The 12,561-nt window shown below is 73.6% G+C and carries 9 protein-coding genes; 8 read left to right on the forward strand and 1 reads right to left on the reverse strand.

What is annotated here, in order from left to right; translation table 11 throughout:
- Window positions 1-62: 62 nt before the first annotated feature.
- The 8 genes from ABTZ03_RS40770 to ABTZ03_RS40805 all read left to right on the forward strand — a co-directional run bounded on the left by ABTZ03_RS40770 (window position 63) and on the right by ABTZ03_RS40805 (window position 11,434).
- The gene (locus tag ABTZ03_RS40770; RefSeq protein ID WP_350518297.1) at window positions 63-2,153 is read left to right on the forward strand and encodes a type IV secretory system conjugative DNA transfer family protein; all 2,091 of its coding nucleotides are present in this window, start codon (window positions 63-65) and stop codon (window positions 2,151-2,153) included.
- 197 nt (window positions 2,154-2,350) lie between these two features.
- Window positions 2,351-3,916, forward strand: a complete 1,566-nt coding sequence (locus ABTZ03_RS40775) for a PucR family transcriptional regulator (RefSeq protein ID WP_350518298.1) — start codon at window positions 2,351-2,353, stop codon at window positions 3,914-3,916.
- A 223-nt stretch (window positions 3,917-4,139) separates the two neighbouring features.
- On the forward strand, window positions 4,140-5,582 hold the full coding sequence (locus ABTZ03_RS40780; RefSeq protein WP_350518299.1) for an aldehyde dehydrogenase family protein: 1,443 nt from the start codon (window positions 4,140-4,142) through the stop codon (window positions 5,580-5,582).
- A 162-nt stretch (window positions 5,583-5,744) separates the two neighbouring features.
- Window positions 5,745-6,989 carry a 1-deoxy-D-xylulose-5-phosphate reductoisomerase gene (gene dxr / locus ABTZ03_RS40785; protein ID WP_350518300.1) on the forward strand — a complete coding sequence of 415 codons (1,245 nt, stop codon included), beginning with the start codon at window positions 5,745-5,747 and terminating at the stop codon, window positions 6,987-6,989.
- 113 nt (window positions 6,990-7,102) lie between these two features.
- Window positions 7,103-8,407: a M50 family metallopeptidase gene (locus tag ABTZ03_RS40790; RefSeq protein WP_350518301.1), complete on the forward strand. Its 1,305-nt coding sequence runs from the start codon at window positions 7,103-7,105 to the stop codon at window positions 8,405-8,407.
- 145 nt (window positions 8,408-8,552) lie between these two features.
- Window positions 8,553-9,713: a flavodoxin-dependent (E)-4-hydroxy-3-methylbut-2-enyl-diphosphate synthase gene (ispG, locus tag ABTZ03_RS40795; protein ID WP_350518302.1), complete on the forward strand. Its 1,161-nt coding sequence runs from the start codon at window positions 8,553-8,555 to the stop codon at window positions 9,711-9,713.
- A gap of 194 nt (window positions 9,714-9,907) precedes the next feature.
- Window positions 9,908-10,783, forward strand: coding sequence for a GNAT family N-acetyltransferase (locus ABTZ03_RS40800; RefSeq protein WP_350518306.1), 876 nt, complete (start codon window positions 9,908-9,910; stop codon window positions 10,781-10,783).
- Between the two features lie 87 nt (window positions 10,784-10,870).
- The gene (locus tag ABTZ03_RS40805; RefSeq protein WP_350518303.1) at window positions 10,871-11,434 is read left to right on the forward strand and encodes a GNAT family N-acetyltransferase; all 564 of its coding nucleotides are present in this window, start codon (window positions 10,871-10,873) and stop codon (window positions 11,432-11,434) included.
- Window positions 11,435-11,452: 18 nt separating this feature from the next.
- Here ABTZ03_RS40805 and ABTZ03_RS40810 read toward each other — a convergent pair whose 3' ends face one another.
- A complete protein-coding gene (locus ABTZ03_RS40810) occupies window positions 11,453-12,382 on the reverse strand; it encodes an aminoglycoside phosphotransferase family protein (protein ID WP_350518304.1) in 930 nt (309 codons plus the stop codon).
- Between the last annotated feature and the right edge of the window lie 179 nt (window positions 12,383-12,561).

Below are 12,561 nucleotides of genomic sequence, written 5' to 3' on the forward strand. Positions count from 1 at the left end.
CGGCATGGGTATGGCGGCACCGACGGCGGTCGGGCCGGGCGGGCGAGGGAGCGGGGCCGTACATGGCACAGGACGGGTCACACCACCACGTCGACCACACCACCACCAGACCCCCGACCCCCCTGCCCCACCAACGCCCCGGCACCCCACCCGGCGGCGGCTTCGACCTCGCCGCCTGGGCCACCGCCCCGCGCCCCGAGGCCGAACCGGGCGTCTTCCGGCTCGGCTACCGCCGCATCGACCCGGAACGCGCGGAGGCCGCCAAGGTCCCGACCTGGCCGCTGCTGCTGCGGGCGGCGCTCAACGCGGTGGTGGGGTGGTTCGCGTACCTGTACGGCACGCAACTCCTCATGTACGTGCTGGTCTGGTTCGGTGGGCAGACGGGGATCGGACCGCTGGCCTCGCCCTCCGAGTCCGAGGCCATGTTCACCCTGTTGGTGGCCAACGCTCTGGTGATCGGTGTGGTCATCAAGGTCTTCGGCCGGATGGGCCGCTGGCCCGAGGTCTGGCGCCGCTTCGTCTCCCCGCTGCTGTCGCGGACGGTGACCGAGGAGGACCCCGTCGAGGAGGACGGAGCGGCGGCGGAGGCGGCCCGGGGACGGGACCTGTGGGACGGGCTGCGCCGGGGCGGGGCGATGGAGGCGGCGGCGCGGCTGGACGCGGAGGCGGTCGGCGACGTGGACTTCGTGCGGATCCAGCGCGCCTGGGAGTCCGCGCAGGCGGATCCGGTGTTCGTGCCGGCCTTCGCCGAGCAGGTGGCGGCCCGGGGCGCGGCGGCCTTCGCCCACCCCTCGGAGGCGCGTGAGCTGCCCGGCCGCCTCCGGCGGCACGACCTGCTGCTCGGTCAGGTCTGTCTCGGCGTGGCGCAGGACGTGCCGAAGAACCCGTTGAGCCACCGGGCGGCGGACTTCGCGCTGGACCCGGCGGTGCTGGGCACCTCGCTGCTGGCGGTCGGTCCGGCCGGGACGGGGAAGACCGCGCGGCTGGCCCGGCCGGTGGCGGAGGCGCTGTGCCTGCAGGCGCTGGCCGGCACCGCGTGTGCGGTGGTGGTCGGCGCGGCGGACGCGGACCTCGGCCCGGACGCCTGGTACGACGTGGTGATCGCCCCCGGCGACCCGGCCTCGGTGTACGGGCTGGACCTGTACGGCGCCGCGCAGGACCCGGACGAGGCAGCGGCCCGGCTGGCCGACGCGTTGCTGCCGGACGAGTTGACCGCCCGGGCGGAGAACGCCCGGACGGCGCTGCAGCAGGTGGTCGGCCCGTTCCAGGCCGCGTACGGCCGCTACCCGGGGGTGCGCGAGCTGCGGGCGCTGCTGGGCGGCGACCCGGATGCGCTGGCGGCGCTGGTGAAGGCGCTCGGCGTGGCCGGCCGGCTGGCCGCGTACGAGCGGGACCTGGAGCACCGGGAGCGTCAGCGCGGCCGTGCGGACGACCCGGGGGCGCTGCTGGCGGACCGGTTGGGGCTGCTGGAGCGGCCCGCCTTCGAGGGGGCCTTCGCGACCGACGGCACCGGCCGTCCCCCGTTCGCGATGCGGGTGCTGGACCATCCGCTGCGGGTGCGGGTGAAGCTGCCGGAGCGCAGCCACCCGGAGGCCGCCCGGATGCTGTCCCGGCTGGTGGTGGGGCAGTTCGTGCAGGCGGCCGGGGCCCGGGGGGACCGTTCGCTGTTCGCGGGCCTGGTGGTGGACGACGCCTCCGCGGCCCTCGACGCGGGCGCGGTCCGCGGTCTGCAGCGGATGCGTGGCGCGAACGCGGGCGCGGTGCTGCTGCTGCGCACCCTGGTGGACCTGCCGGAGGCGCTGCGGGCGCCGCTGTTCGGTGCGGTCGGCTGCCGGGTGGCCTTCCCCGGGATCGCGCCCTGGGACGGGCGGCTGTTCTCGGAGGCCTGGGGGACGCACCTGGTGCAGGAGACGGCGGTGACCCACACCCCCGACACCTCCGGTGGGGTGATGCGGCGGGCCGGGCGGATGGGGCGGAAGGCGTTGTCCGGGACGACGGCGCAGACGGAGTCGGTGACGACGCGGGACGTGGAGCGGCTGCGGTGGTCGCCGTCGGATCTGGCGCACGCGTTGCCGGCCGGGCACGCGGTGGTGTCGTTGACGGCGGTGTCGGGGGAGCAGGTGCCGCCGCTGCTGGTGGACCTGCGGGGGTGAGTCGGGGGTGAGCCGGGGGTGGGCCGAGGCACGGTCGGCGGGGCCCGGGGGAAGTCGCCTTCGAGGTGGATTCGGCAGTGCCGGTTGTCCGGAGCGTCCATAATGAGGGGGGAGGACCCTCACGTGCTCCCACTGCCCCACTGCCCTCTCCTCGCCCGGCCGCAACGGCGCGGTCAGGTCGACCCCCCGAAGGTGCCATGCCCCCCACACTCGCCTCCGTCGTCCGCAACAGTTCGCTCCACCTGACGGTGCTCGCCGGGGCGGACCACTTGGAGCGGCCGGTCCGCTGGGTGCACACCAGTGAGCTGGACGACCCGACGCCGTTCCTGGAGGGTGGCGAGCTGCTGCTCACCACCGGTATCAAGCTGGGCCGCACGGCGGCGCAGCTGCAGGCGTACGTGCACCGGCTGGCCGATGCCGGGGTGGTCGGGCTGGGCCTGGGGGTGGGCCTGTCGCACACCGAGGTGCCGCAGCCGCTGGTGGACGCGGCGCAGCAGCGGGGGCTGCCGCTGCTGCGGGTGCCGGAGCCGACGCCGTTCATCGCGATCAGCAAGGTGGTGTCGGCGGCGCTGGCCGCGGAACAGTACGAGGCGGTGACGACCAGCTTCGAGGCGCAGGAGGAGCTGACCCGGGCGGCGCTCGGCAAGGACGGCACGACGGCGGTGGTGCGTCGGCTGGCGGCCCGGCTGGGGGGCTGGGCGGCGCTGTACGACGGGTCGGGTGCGCTGTCGGTGGTGGCGCCGGACTGGGCGGCGCGCCGGGCGGGGCGGCTGGCGGCGGAGGTGGACCGGCTGCGTCGGCGGCCGGCGCCGTCGAGTGCGGCCCTGCAGGGGCGTTCGCCGGGGATAGACACCGCGGACGAGGACTACGTGGTGGTCCAGTCGCTGGGGGCGGACCGGCGGGCCCGGGGCTTCCTGGCGGTCGGGACCGAGGACCGGATCACGCCGACCGAGCGGTACGTGCTGAACGCGGCGGTGGCGCTGCTGACGCTGACCCTGGAGCGTTCCCGCGAGCTGCGGCAGGCCGAGGAGCGGATGGGCGCGGCGCTGCTGCGGATGGTGCTGGCGGGCGAGGTGGCGACGGCCCGGCAGGTGGCGGTGGGGCTGTTCGGTGGTCTGCCGGAGGGGACGATACGGGTTCTGGTGGCCGGGACCGGGCCGAACGCGGACGCCGCGGAGGCGTTGGTGGAGCTGGGGGACCGGGCCGAGCAGGCGGGTTCCCGGGTGGGCGAGAAGCTGCTGGTGGCGCGGGAGGACGGTGCGCACGGGCCGCGGCTGATGGTGCTGGCGCTGGACAACGGCGCGGTGCACCGGGCCTGTCTGGGGGCGGTGGAGGAGCACGAGGGGCTGTCGCTGGGCGTGTCGGCGCCGGCCGCGTTGGAGGACGCGGGGACGGCGCACGCGCAGGCGGAGCGGGCGTTGGCGGTGGCGCTGCGCGGCGGCCGCCGGTCGGTGGACCACGAGGAGGTCGGCGCGGGTTCGCTGCTGCCGCTGCTCGGGGAGGACGCGGTGACGGCGTTCGCGGAGGGCCTGTTGCGGCCGCTGCGCGAGCACGACCGGACGGCGCGCGGTGACCTGGTGGCCTCGTTGCGGGCCTGGCTGTCCCGGCACGGGCAGTGGGACGCGGCGGCGGCGGACCTGGGGGTGCACCGGCACACGCTGCGCTACCGGATGCGCCGGGTCGAGGAACTGCTGGGCCGTTCGCTGGACGACACCGACGTGCGGATGGAGCTGTGGCTGGCGCTGCGCTCCGGCGAGGAGTAGTTCCGGCGAGGAGTGGTTCCGGCGGGGAGTGGTTCCGGTGGGGAGTAGCGGAGCGGCGGCGGTGGAGCGGACGGACCGGACCGCCTGGCTGGACGTGGTGGAGTGGCCCCGGAACGGAACGCTCCTAGTCGGCCAATCCGGTCGGCCCGCCGTCGCACCTACCCTCGGGTTCGGGTCCCACGCCCGTGGGCCGTACGACGACGAGGAGAGGGCCGGTACCACGGTGACCACCACGTACGATTTCTGGCTCGCCGGCCGCCGGGCGAGCGGTGACGCCGACTTCGAGGTGCACAACAGCTGGGACGGCCGTCTGGTCGGCAAGGTCGGCATTCCGACCGAGGCCCAGGTCGAGGAGGCGCTGGACGCCGCCGTGGCCGCGCTGCCGGTGTTCGCCGCCACTCCGGCGCACCAGCGGGCCGCCGCTCTGGACCACGTGGCCAAGCGGCTGACCGAGCGCACCGAGGAGCTCGCCCAGCTGATCACCGCCGAGAACGGCAAGCCGATCAAGTGGGCCCGCGGCGAGGTCGGCCGCGCGGTGTCGGTGTTCCGCTGGGCCGCCGAGGAGGCGCGCCGCACCAACGGCGAGACCATGCGGCTGGACACCGACCCGGGCGGCGTGGGCCGTTTCGCGGTGGTGCGCCGCTTCCCGCGCGGTGTGGTGCTGGGGATCGCCCCGTTCAACTTCCCGCTGAACCTGGTCGCCCACAAGGTCGCCCCGGCGATCGCGGTCGGCGCCCCGATCATCCTCAAGCCGGCCCCGGCGACCCCGCTGTCGGCGATGGTGCTGGGCGAGATCCTGGCCGAGACGGACCTGCCGGTCGGCTCCTGGTCGATCCTGACGGTGCCGAACGACCGGATGCCGGCGCTGGTGCAGGACCGCCGGGTGCCGGTGATCTCCTTCACCGGTTCGGACAAGGTCGGCTACCAGATCATGGACTCGGTGCCGCGCAAGCACACCACCCTGGAGCTGGGCGGCAACGCCGCGGCCGTGGTGCTCGCCGACTGGTCCTCGGAGGCCGACCTGGACTGGGCGGCCACCCGGATCGCGATGTTCGCCAACTACCAGGGCGGCCAGTCCTGCATCTCGGTGCAGCGGGTGATCGCCGACGCGTCGGTGTACGACGCGCTGGTGGAGAAGGTCGTGGCGAAGGTCGGCGCGCAGGTCACCGGTGACCCGAACGACGATGCGACGGACGTCGGCCCGCTGGTCGACGAGAACGCCGCGAAGCGGGTGGAGTCCTGGGTGGACGACGCGGTCGCCAAGGGCGCCAAGGTGCTCGCCGGCGGGACCCGCGAGGGTGCGACCTACGCCCCGACGGTGCTGGCCGAGCTGCCCGCCGACGCGATCCTGGCCAAGGCCGAGGTGTTCGGCCCGGTGCTGTCGCTGCACCGGGTGGAGGGCGTGGAGGAGGCCTTCGCGGCCGTCAACGACTCGCCGTTCGGTCTGCAGGTGGGTGTGTTCACCCATGACCTGCAGACCGCCTTCCGGGCCCACCGGGAGCTGGAGGTCGGCGGTGTGATCATCGGCGACGCGCCGTCCTACCGGGCCGACCAGATGCCGTACGGCGGCGTCAAGGACTCCGGCGTCGGCCGCGAGGGCGTCAAGTACGCGATGGACGACTACACGGTCGAGAAGGTCCTGGTCCTCACCGGCCTGGACCTCTGAGCGACCTCTGAGCGACCTGGGAACGACCGCGGAGCGAGGCCCGACGGCTCGGCCCGGGGCCGCGACTCGACGGCGGGGAAGGGCCCGGTCCGAACGGACCGGGCCCTTCCGGCGTTCCGGAGCCCGTCCCGGGCGGGGCCCCGGACAGGACACAATGGGCGCATGACTTCGCTCGCCCACCCGCAGCTGCGTTTCACGCCCACCGTGGCGGACCCTTCCGGCCCCCGGGAGCTGGTGATCCTCGGTTCCACCGGTTCGATCGGCACCCAGGCCATCGACATCGTGCTCCGCAACCCGGACCGGTTCCGGGTGGTGGCCCTGTCGGCGGCGGGCGGCCGGGTGGAGCTGCTGGCCGAGCAGGCGCTGCGGCTGGGCGTGCACACCGTGGCGGTGGCGGACCCGGCGGCCGAGCCGGCGCTGCGGGAGGCGCTGGCGGCGAAGGCGGCGGGCCGTCCGCTGCCGGCCGTGCTGGCGGGTCCGGACGCGGCGACCGAGCTGGCCGGGATGGAGTGCCACTCGGTGCTGAACGGGATCACCGGTTCGATCGGCCTGCGGCCGACGCTGGCCGCGCTGCGCGCGGGCCGGGTGCTGGTGCTGGCCAACAAGGAGTCGCTGATCGTCGGCGGTCCGCTGGTGAAGGCGGTGGCGAAGCCGGGCCAGATCGTGCCGGTGGACTCCGAGCACGCGGCGCTGTTCCAGGCGCTGGCCGGTGGCACCCGGGCCGAGGTCCGCAAGCTGGTGGTGACCGCGAGCGGCGGCCCGTTCCGGACCCGGACCCGCGAGCAGCTGGCCGGGGTGACCCCGCAGGACGCGCTGGCGCACCCGACCTGGGCGATGGGCCCGGTGGTCACGATCAACTCGGCCACCCTGGTCAACAAGGGCCTGGAGGTGATCGAGGCGCACCTGCTGTACGACGTGCCCTTCGACCGGATCGAGGTCGTGGTCCATCCGCAGTCGGTGGTGCACTCGATGGTGGAGTTCACCGACGGCTCGACGCTGGCGCAGGCCAGCCCGCCGGACATGCGGATGCCGATCGCGCTGGGTCTGGGCTGGCCGGACCGGGTGCCGGACGCCGCTCCGGGCTGTGACTGGACCAAGGCCGCGACCTGGGAGTTCTTCCCGCTGGACGACGAGGCCTTCCCGGCCGTCGAGCTGGCCCGTGAGGTGGGCACCCTGGGCGGAACGGCGCCGGCGGTGTTCAACGCCGCGAACGAGGAGTGCGTGGAGGCCTTCCTGAAGGGCCGCCTCGCCTTCACCGGAATCGTGGACACTGTTGCCAAGGTCGTGGCCGAGCACGGACAGTACGACGGCCGGGCGGCGTCGGCGGGAACTTCCCTGACCGTCGAGGACGTCCTGCACGCGGAGGACTGGGCGCGCGCCCGGGCCCGCGAGCTGGCGGCGGGCTGACGGTCCGGACCGCGGCGTGGGGACGCCGGTGCCCCGCGCGCCGGCGGGCCCCGGGGCGGCAGGATCGCGGTACGACGAGACGATGAGCGGAGCGGCATGACGGAGGACCAACGGTGGCAACGGTTTTGACGGTGGTCGGCATCCTGGTCTTCGTGGTCGGGCTGCTCGTCTCGATCGCCTGGCACGAGCTCGGCCACCTCTCCACGGCCAAGCTCTTCGGCATCCGGGTGCCCCAGTACATGGTCGGCTTCGGCCCGACCATCTGGTCGCGCCGCAAGGGCGAGACCGAGTACGGCATCAAGGCGATCCCGTTCGGCGGGTACATCCGGATGATCGGGATGTTCCCGCCGGGTGAGGACGGCCGGATCACCAAACGCAGCAGCTCGCCCTGGCGGAGCATGATCGAGGACGCCCGTGAGGCCTCCTACGAGGAGCTCCAGGAGGGTGACGAGGACCGGCTGTTCTACACCCGCAAGCCCTGGAAGCGGGTCATCGTCATGTTCGCCGGGCCGTTCATGAACCTGGTCCTGGCGTTCGGGCTGTTCCTGACGGTGATGATGGGCTTCGGCGTCAGCATGGCGGTGCCGACCATCGGCTCGGTCGCCCAGTGCGTGGTCAAGGCCGGCCAGCCCACCGACACCTGTCCGGCGGACGCGCCCAAGACCCCGGCCAACGAGATCGGCCTGCGCCAGGGCGACAAGGTGCTCTCCTTCGGCGGGGACCGGATCCACGACTACGACCAGCTCCAGGCGGACATCCGGAAGTCGGCCGGCCGGCAGGTCGCGATCGTGGTGGAGCGGGGCGGCCAGCAGCTGACCTTCACGCCCACCATCGCCGTCAACGACGTGCAGAAGTACGACGGCAACGGCGTGCCGGTGAAGGGGCAGACCGTCCAGGCCGGCTTCCTCGGATTCACCCCGAAGACGGACACCGTCCAGCTCGGTTTCGGGCAGTCCGTCGACCGGATGTACGACATGGCCGAGAACGGGGTGCGGTCGCTGGCCGCCCTGCCCGGCAAGATCCCCGGCCTGTGGAACGCCGTGGTCGGCGACGCCCCGCGCGACCCGGACTCGCCGATCGGCATGGTCGGTGCCGCCCGGGTCAGCGGTGAGGTGTTCACCCTGCACGAGTCGGCGACCCAGCGGATCGCGATCTTCGTGAACCTGCTGGCCGGCATCAACCTGTCGCTGTTCCTGTTCAACATGCTGCCGCTGCTGCCGCTGGACGGCGGCCACATCGCCGGCGCGGTCTGGGAGTCGGTCCGCCGCCGCTTCGCACAGATGTTCCGCCGGCCGGATCCGGGGCCGTTCGACGTCGCCAAGCTGATGCCGGTCGCATACGTCGTGGCCAGCATCTTCATCGGATTCACCCTGCTGGTGATGGTGGCCGACCTGGTGAACCCGGTGAAGATCGGCTAGGACGTTCGGGTACGGCGGGTGTGCTGGGCGCCCGGACCGTGCCGTACCGTGGAGGCCGGGTGCGCGATACGTCCGCGCGCCCGGCCCCGGCCGTCCCAACGGCCGGGCGGACGACCACACCTCAACCCCGGGGAACCCTGCGCACATGACCGCGATCTCGCTCGGTATTCCGTCCCTGCCGCTCAAGCCGCTCGCCAAGCGCCGCTACTCCCGGCAGATCATGGTCGGCAACGTACCGGTCGGCGGCGACGCCCCCGTCTCGGTCCAGTCGATGACCACCACGGTCACCGCGGACATCAACGCCACGCTGCAGCAGATCGCGGAGCTGACCGCGTCCGGCTGCCAGATCGTCCGCGTCGCCTGCCCGTCCCAGGACGACGCCGACGCGCTGCCGATCATCGCCAAGAAGTCGAAGATCCCGGTCATCGCGGACATCCACTTCCAGCCGAAGTACGTCTTCGCCGCGATCGACGCCGGCTGCGCCGCGGTGCGCGTCAACCCGGGCAACATCAAGGCCTTCGACGACAAGGTCGGCGAGATCGCCAAGGCCGCCAAGGACGCCGGCGTCCCGATCCGGATCGGCGTCAACGCCGGCTCGCTCGACAAGCGCCTGCTGGAGAAGTACGGCCGGGCCACCCCGGAGGCGCTGGTCGAGTCCGCGCTCTGGGAGTGCTCGCTGTTCGAGGAGCACGACTTCCGCGACATCAAGATCTCGGTCAAGCACAACGACCCGGTCGTGATGATCAACGCCTACCGTCAGCTCGCCGCCGCCTGCGACTACCCGCTGCACCTGGGCGTCACCGAGGCCGGCCCCGCCTTCCAGGGCACCATCAAGTCCGCGGTCGCCTTCGGCGCGCTGCTCGCCGAGGGCATCGGCGACACCATCCGGGTCTCGCTGTCGGCCCCGCCGGCCGAGGAGATCAAGGTCGGCAACCAGATCCTGGAGTCCCTCGGCCTGCGCGAGCGCGGCCTGGAGATCGTCTCCTGCCCGTCCTGCGGCCGCGCCCAGGTCGACGTCTACAAGCTCGCGGAGGAGGTCACCGCCGGGCTGGAGGGCATGGAGGTGCCGCTGCGGGTCGCCGTCATGGGCTGCGTGGTGAACGGGCCGGGCGAGGCGCGCGAGGCCGACCTCGGGGTCGCCTCCGGCAACGGCAAGGGCCAGATCTTCGTCAAGGGACAGGTGATCAAGACCGTTCCCGAGTCGAAGATCGTCGAGACCCTGATCGAGGAGGCGCTCAAGCTCGCCGAGCAGATGCAGGGGGAGGGCGTCGAGGCCGGTTCGCCGACCGTCGTCGCGGCGGAGTGACCGCGGGGCGGTCACGGCGCGGTCCGACCGCGCTCCGACCGCCGGCGGTCCGGACGCGACCGCAGTGAAGTCTTCCGGAAGCGGGGCCGTCCGTTCGCGGACGGCCCCGCGGCCGTAGCCGGGTGGGGCCACGGAGTAGGGTGCGGCCAGAGTCGTCTCAGTGAGGTGCTGTCTCGATGATCGATCGAGGTGTGATGCTCCCGAGCTCCTTCCAGGCCGCCCGGGCGCTGGCCACCACCAGGGTGCTGGAGCCCCCCGACCTCGCGGACGCCCTGGAGATCCTCCACCGCGACCCGGTCGCCAACGCCTTCGTCGCCACCCGGGTCGAGGCCGTCGGGCTGGACCCGTGGCGGCTCGGCGGGGAGATGTGGGGCTGGTACGGCGCGGACGGCGTGCTCGACGCCCTCTGCTACGCCGGGGCGAACCTCGTGCTGGTCAACGCCGGTCCGCAGGCCGTCGCGGCCTTCGCCGAGCGGGCCCGGCGGCAGGGCCGCCGCTGCTCCTCGATCGTCGGACCGGCCGGGCCGACCGCGGCCTTCTGGGCGCTGCTGGAACGGAGTTGGGGGCCCGCGCGTGAAGTCCGGGGCCACCAGCCGCTGTTGGCGACCTCCTCGCCCTCCGCGGAGATCGCGCCCGATCCGCTGGTGCGCAGGGTGCGGCGGGACGAGGTGGAGGCGCTGATGCCCGCCTGCGTGGCGATGTTCACCGAAGAGGTGGGGGTCTCGCCGCTGGCCGGTGACGGCGGGCTGCTCTACCAGGCCCGGGTGGCCGAACTCGTCGCCACCGGACGGTCGTTCGCGCGGTTCACGGAGGACGGACAGGTCCTCTTCAAGGCCGAGGTCGGGGCCGTGACCGAGGGGGCCTGCCAGATCCAGGGGGTCTGGGTGGCGCCGGAGTACCGGGGGCAGGGGCTGTCCGAGACCGGGATGGCGGCGGTGCTGGCGGTCGCGCTGCGCGAGGTCGCGCCGGTGGTGTCGCTGTACGTCAACGACTTCAACCTGCGGGCGCGGGCCGCGTATCGGCGGGTCGGCTTCCGGGAGGTCGGGGCGTTCATGAGCGTGCTCTTCTGAGCGTGCCGGGGTTCGCCGGTGTTCCGCCGCTCGTCGGGTTCGGATCTTCGGCCGCGGCACGGGGCCGCTGGTAGTAACGTCCGGGGCATGGATCAGCTGACCGGGGTGACGATCGGGGCCATCGACCTCGCGGACTGGGCGCCGCAGGCGCTGGAGGTCCAGGCGGTGGCGTTCGGGCTGACACCCGAGGAGGTCGCGGTACGGCTGCACATCGTGGGGCGGCACGCCCAGCAGCCCGGGGTGATCGCGTTCGGGGCGGTGAGCGGCGGGCGGCTGGTCGGGTTCGGGTACGGGATGCCGAACCGGCGGGACCACTGGTGGAGCACGGTCATCGAGCCGTACCTCACCGCCCAGGGCTACGGGGACTGGCTGGACGACGTGTTCGCGGTCACCGAGCTGCACGTGCTGCCGGAGTACCAGGGGCAGGGCGTGGGGTCGCGGCTGATCCGGCTGCTGTGCGAGGGCTCGGGGCTGGAGCGCAGCATCCTGTCGGCGATCGACGCGGAGACCCCGGCCCGGCGGCTCTACCGGGCGCTGGGGTACCAGGACCTGGCGCGGGCGGTGCGGTTCCCGGCGACGGACCGGCTGTACGCGGTGATGGGTGCGCGGCTGCCGTTGCGGGGGCCGCGCGACGGGGTCGGTACGGCCTAGGGCCGGCTCCTCGGGGCGTCAGCCGGAGAGGTGGCCGGCGAGTTCCAGGTGGAGTTCGGCGTCCTCGCGGCGGTCGGTGGCCAGGGCGCGCAGGGCCAGGTCGACGGCGCGGAAGAGGGCCCAGCCGCGCAGTCGTTCGAGGTCGACGTCGAGGGCGTCGGAGAGCTGGCGGAGCCGACGGCGGACGGCGGCCGGGGCGCCGGGGGAGCCGATCAGGGTGTCCGCGCGGTCCAGGGCGAGCCGGGCCAGGTCGTAGGCGCGTTCGCCGGTCAGCGGGCGCGGGTCGATCGCCAGCCAGGGGGCACGGTCAGCGGCGAGCACATTGCCGTGGTGGAAGTCCCCGTGCAGCAGGAAGGTTTCCGCGGCGGAGCCGGTCAGGTCCGCGGCGGTGGCCAGGGCCTCGTCGACGAGGGGCCGGGCGGCGGCCGCCGCCGGATGGGTGTGGTGCTCCCGGAGGCGCGCGACGGTGTCCGTGACCCGGTCGGCGACGGTGGGCAGCCCGGTGTCGGCGGGCGGCTCCACCCAGAGGCGGTGCAGCAGGCTGGTGGCCTCCAGCATGGCCTTGGACTCGGCGAGGGACCGCAGCGGGATCGCGCCGTGCAGGCGCTCCAGCAGCAGCACGCCCTCGGCGGGGTCGGCGGCCAGCAGCAGCACGGCGCCCCGTCCGGCCCAGTGGGTGAGGGCGGTGTGCTCGTGGGCGGTCTCCGGGGTGACCAGACCGGCCTTGAGGACCGCGGGGGAGAGGTCGTCGCGGTGGACGTAGGCGATCAGGCTGAGGCTGCCGCCGGGGTCCAGGACGTGTTCGAGGGTGAGGTTCCACCGGGTGAGGTGGGTGGTGGCCGCGGCCGGCAGAGCGGACAGCCAGCGGCGGCCGGGCTCGCCGTGGGTGGCGGTGACGGTGGACGTCAGCCAGGTGGGGACGGTGAGGTGTGGTGTGGGTCCCGACATGGGTCCATTGTCGGCGAGGTGGGGGGTTCTGGGTTTTCGGGGGGCTTTCGGGAGGGTGGGTGACGCCGGGGGCGGTTCCGGGGGTGGGTGCTCCGGGGGCTGGGTGATTTTCGGACTGCCGACCCTGTCTGCGTATGCCTGGCCGCCGTTGGCAGTCTGAAAATCACCCGTCACGCCCC

The sequence above is a fragment of the Kitasatospora sp. NPDC096077 genome (assembly GCF_040303245.1).
GTDB lineage: Bacteria > Actinomycetota > Actinomycetes > Streptomycetales > Streptomycetaceae > Kitasatospora.

Coding starts and splice junctions, on each gene's coding strand:
- ABTZ03_RS40770 (WP_350518297.1), top strand. CDS start 63: ATGGCACAGGACGGGTCACACCACCACGTCGACCACACCACCACCAGA.
- ABTZ03_RS40775 (WP_350518298.1), top strand. CDS start 2,351: ATGCCCCCCACACTCGCCTCCGTCGTCCGCAACAGTTCGCTCCACCTG.
- dxr (WP_350518300.1), top strand. CDS start 5,745: ATGACTTCGCTCGCCCACCCGCAGCTGCGTTTCACGCCCACCGTGGCG.
- ispG (WP_350518302.1), top strand. CDS start 8,553: ATGACCGCGATCTCGCTCGGTATTCCGTCCCTGCCGCTCAAGCCGCTC.
- ABTZ03_RS40800 (WP_350518306.1), top strand. CDS start 9,908: ATGCTCCCGAGCTCCTTCCAGGCCGCCCGGGCGCTGGCCACCACCAGG.
- ABTZ03_RS40805 (WP_350518303.1), top strand. CDS start 10,871: ATGGATCAGCTGACCGGGGTGACGATCGGGGCCATCGACCTCGCGGAC.
- ABTZ03_RS40810 (WP_350518304.1), bottom strand. CDS start 12,382: ATGTCGGGACCCACACCACACCTCACCGTCCCCACCTGGCTGACGTCC.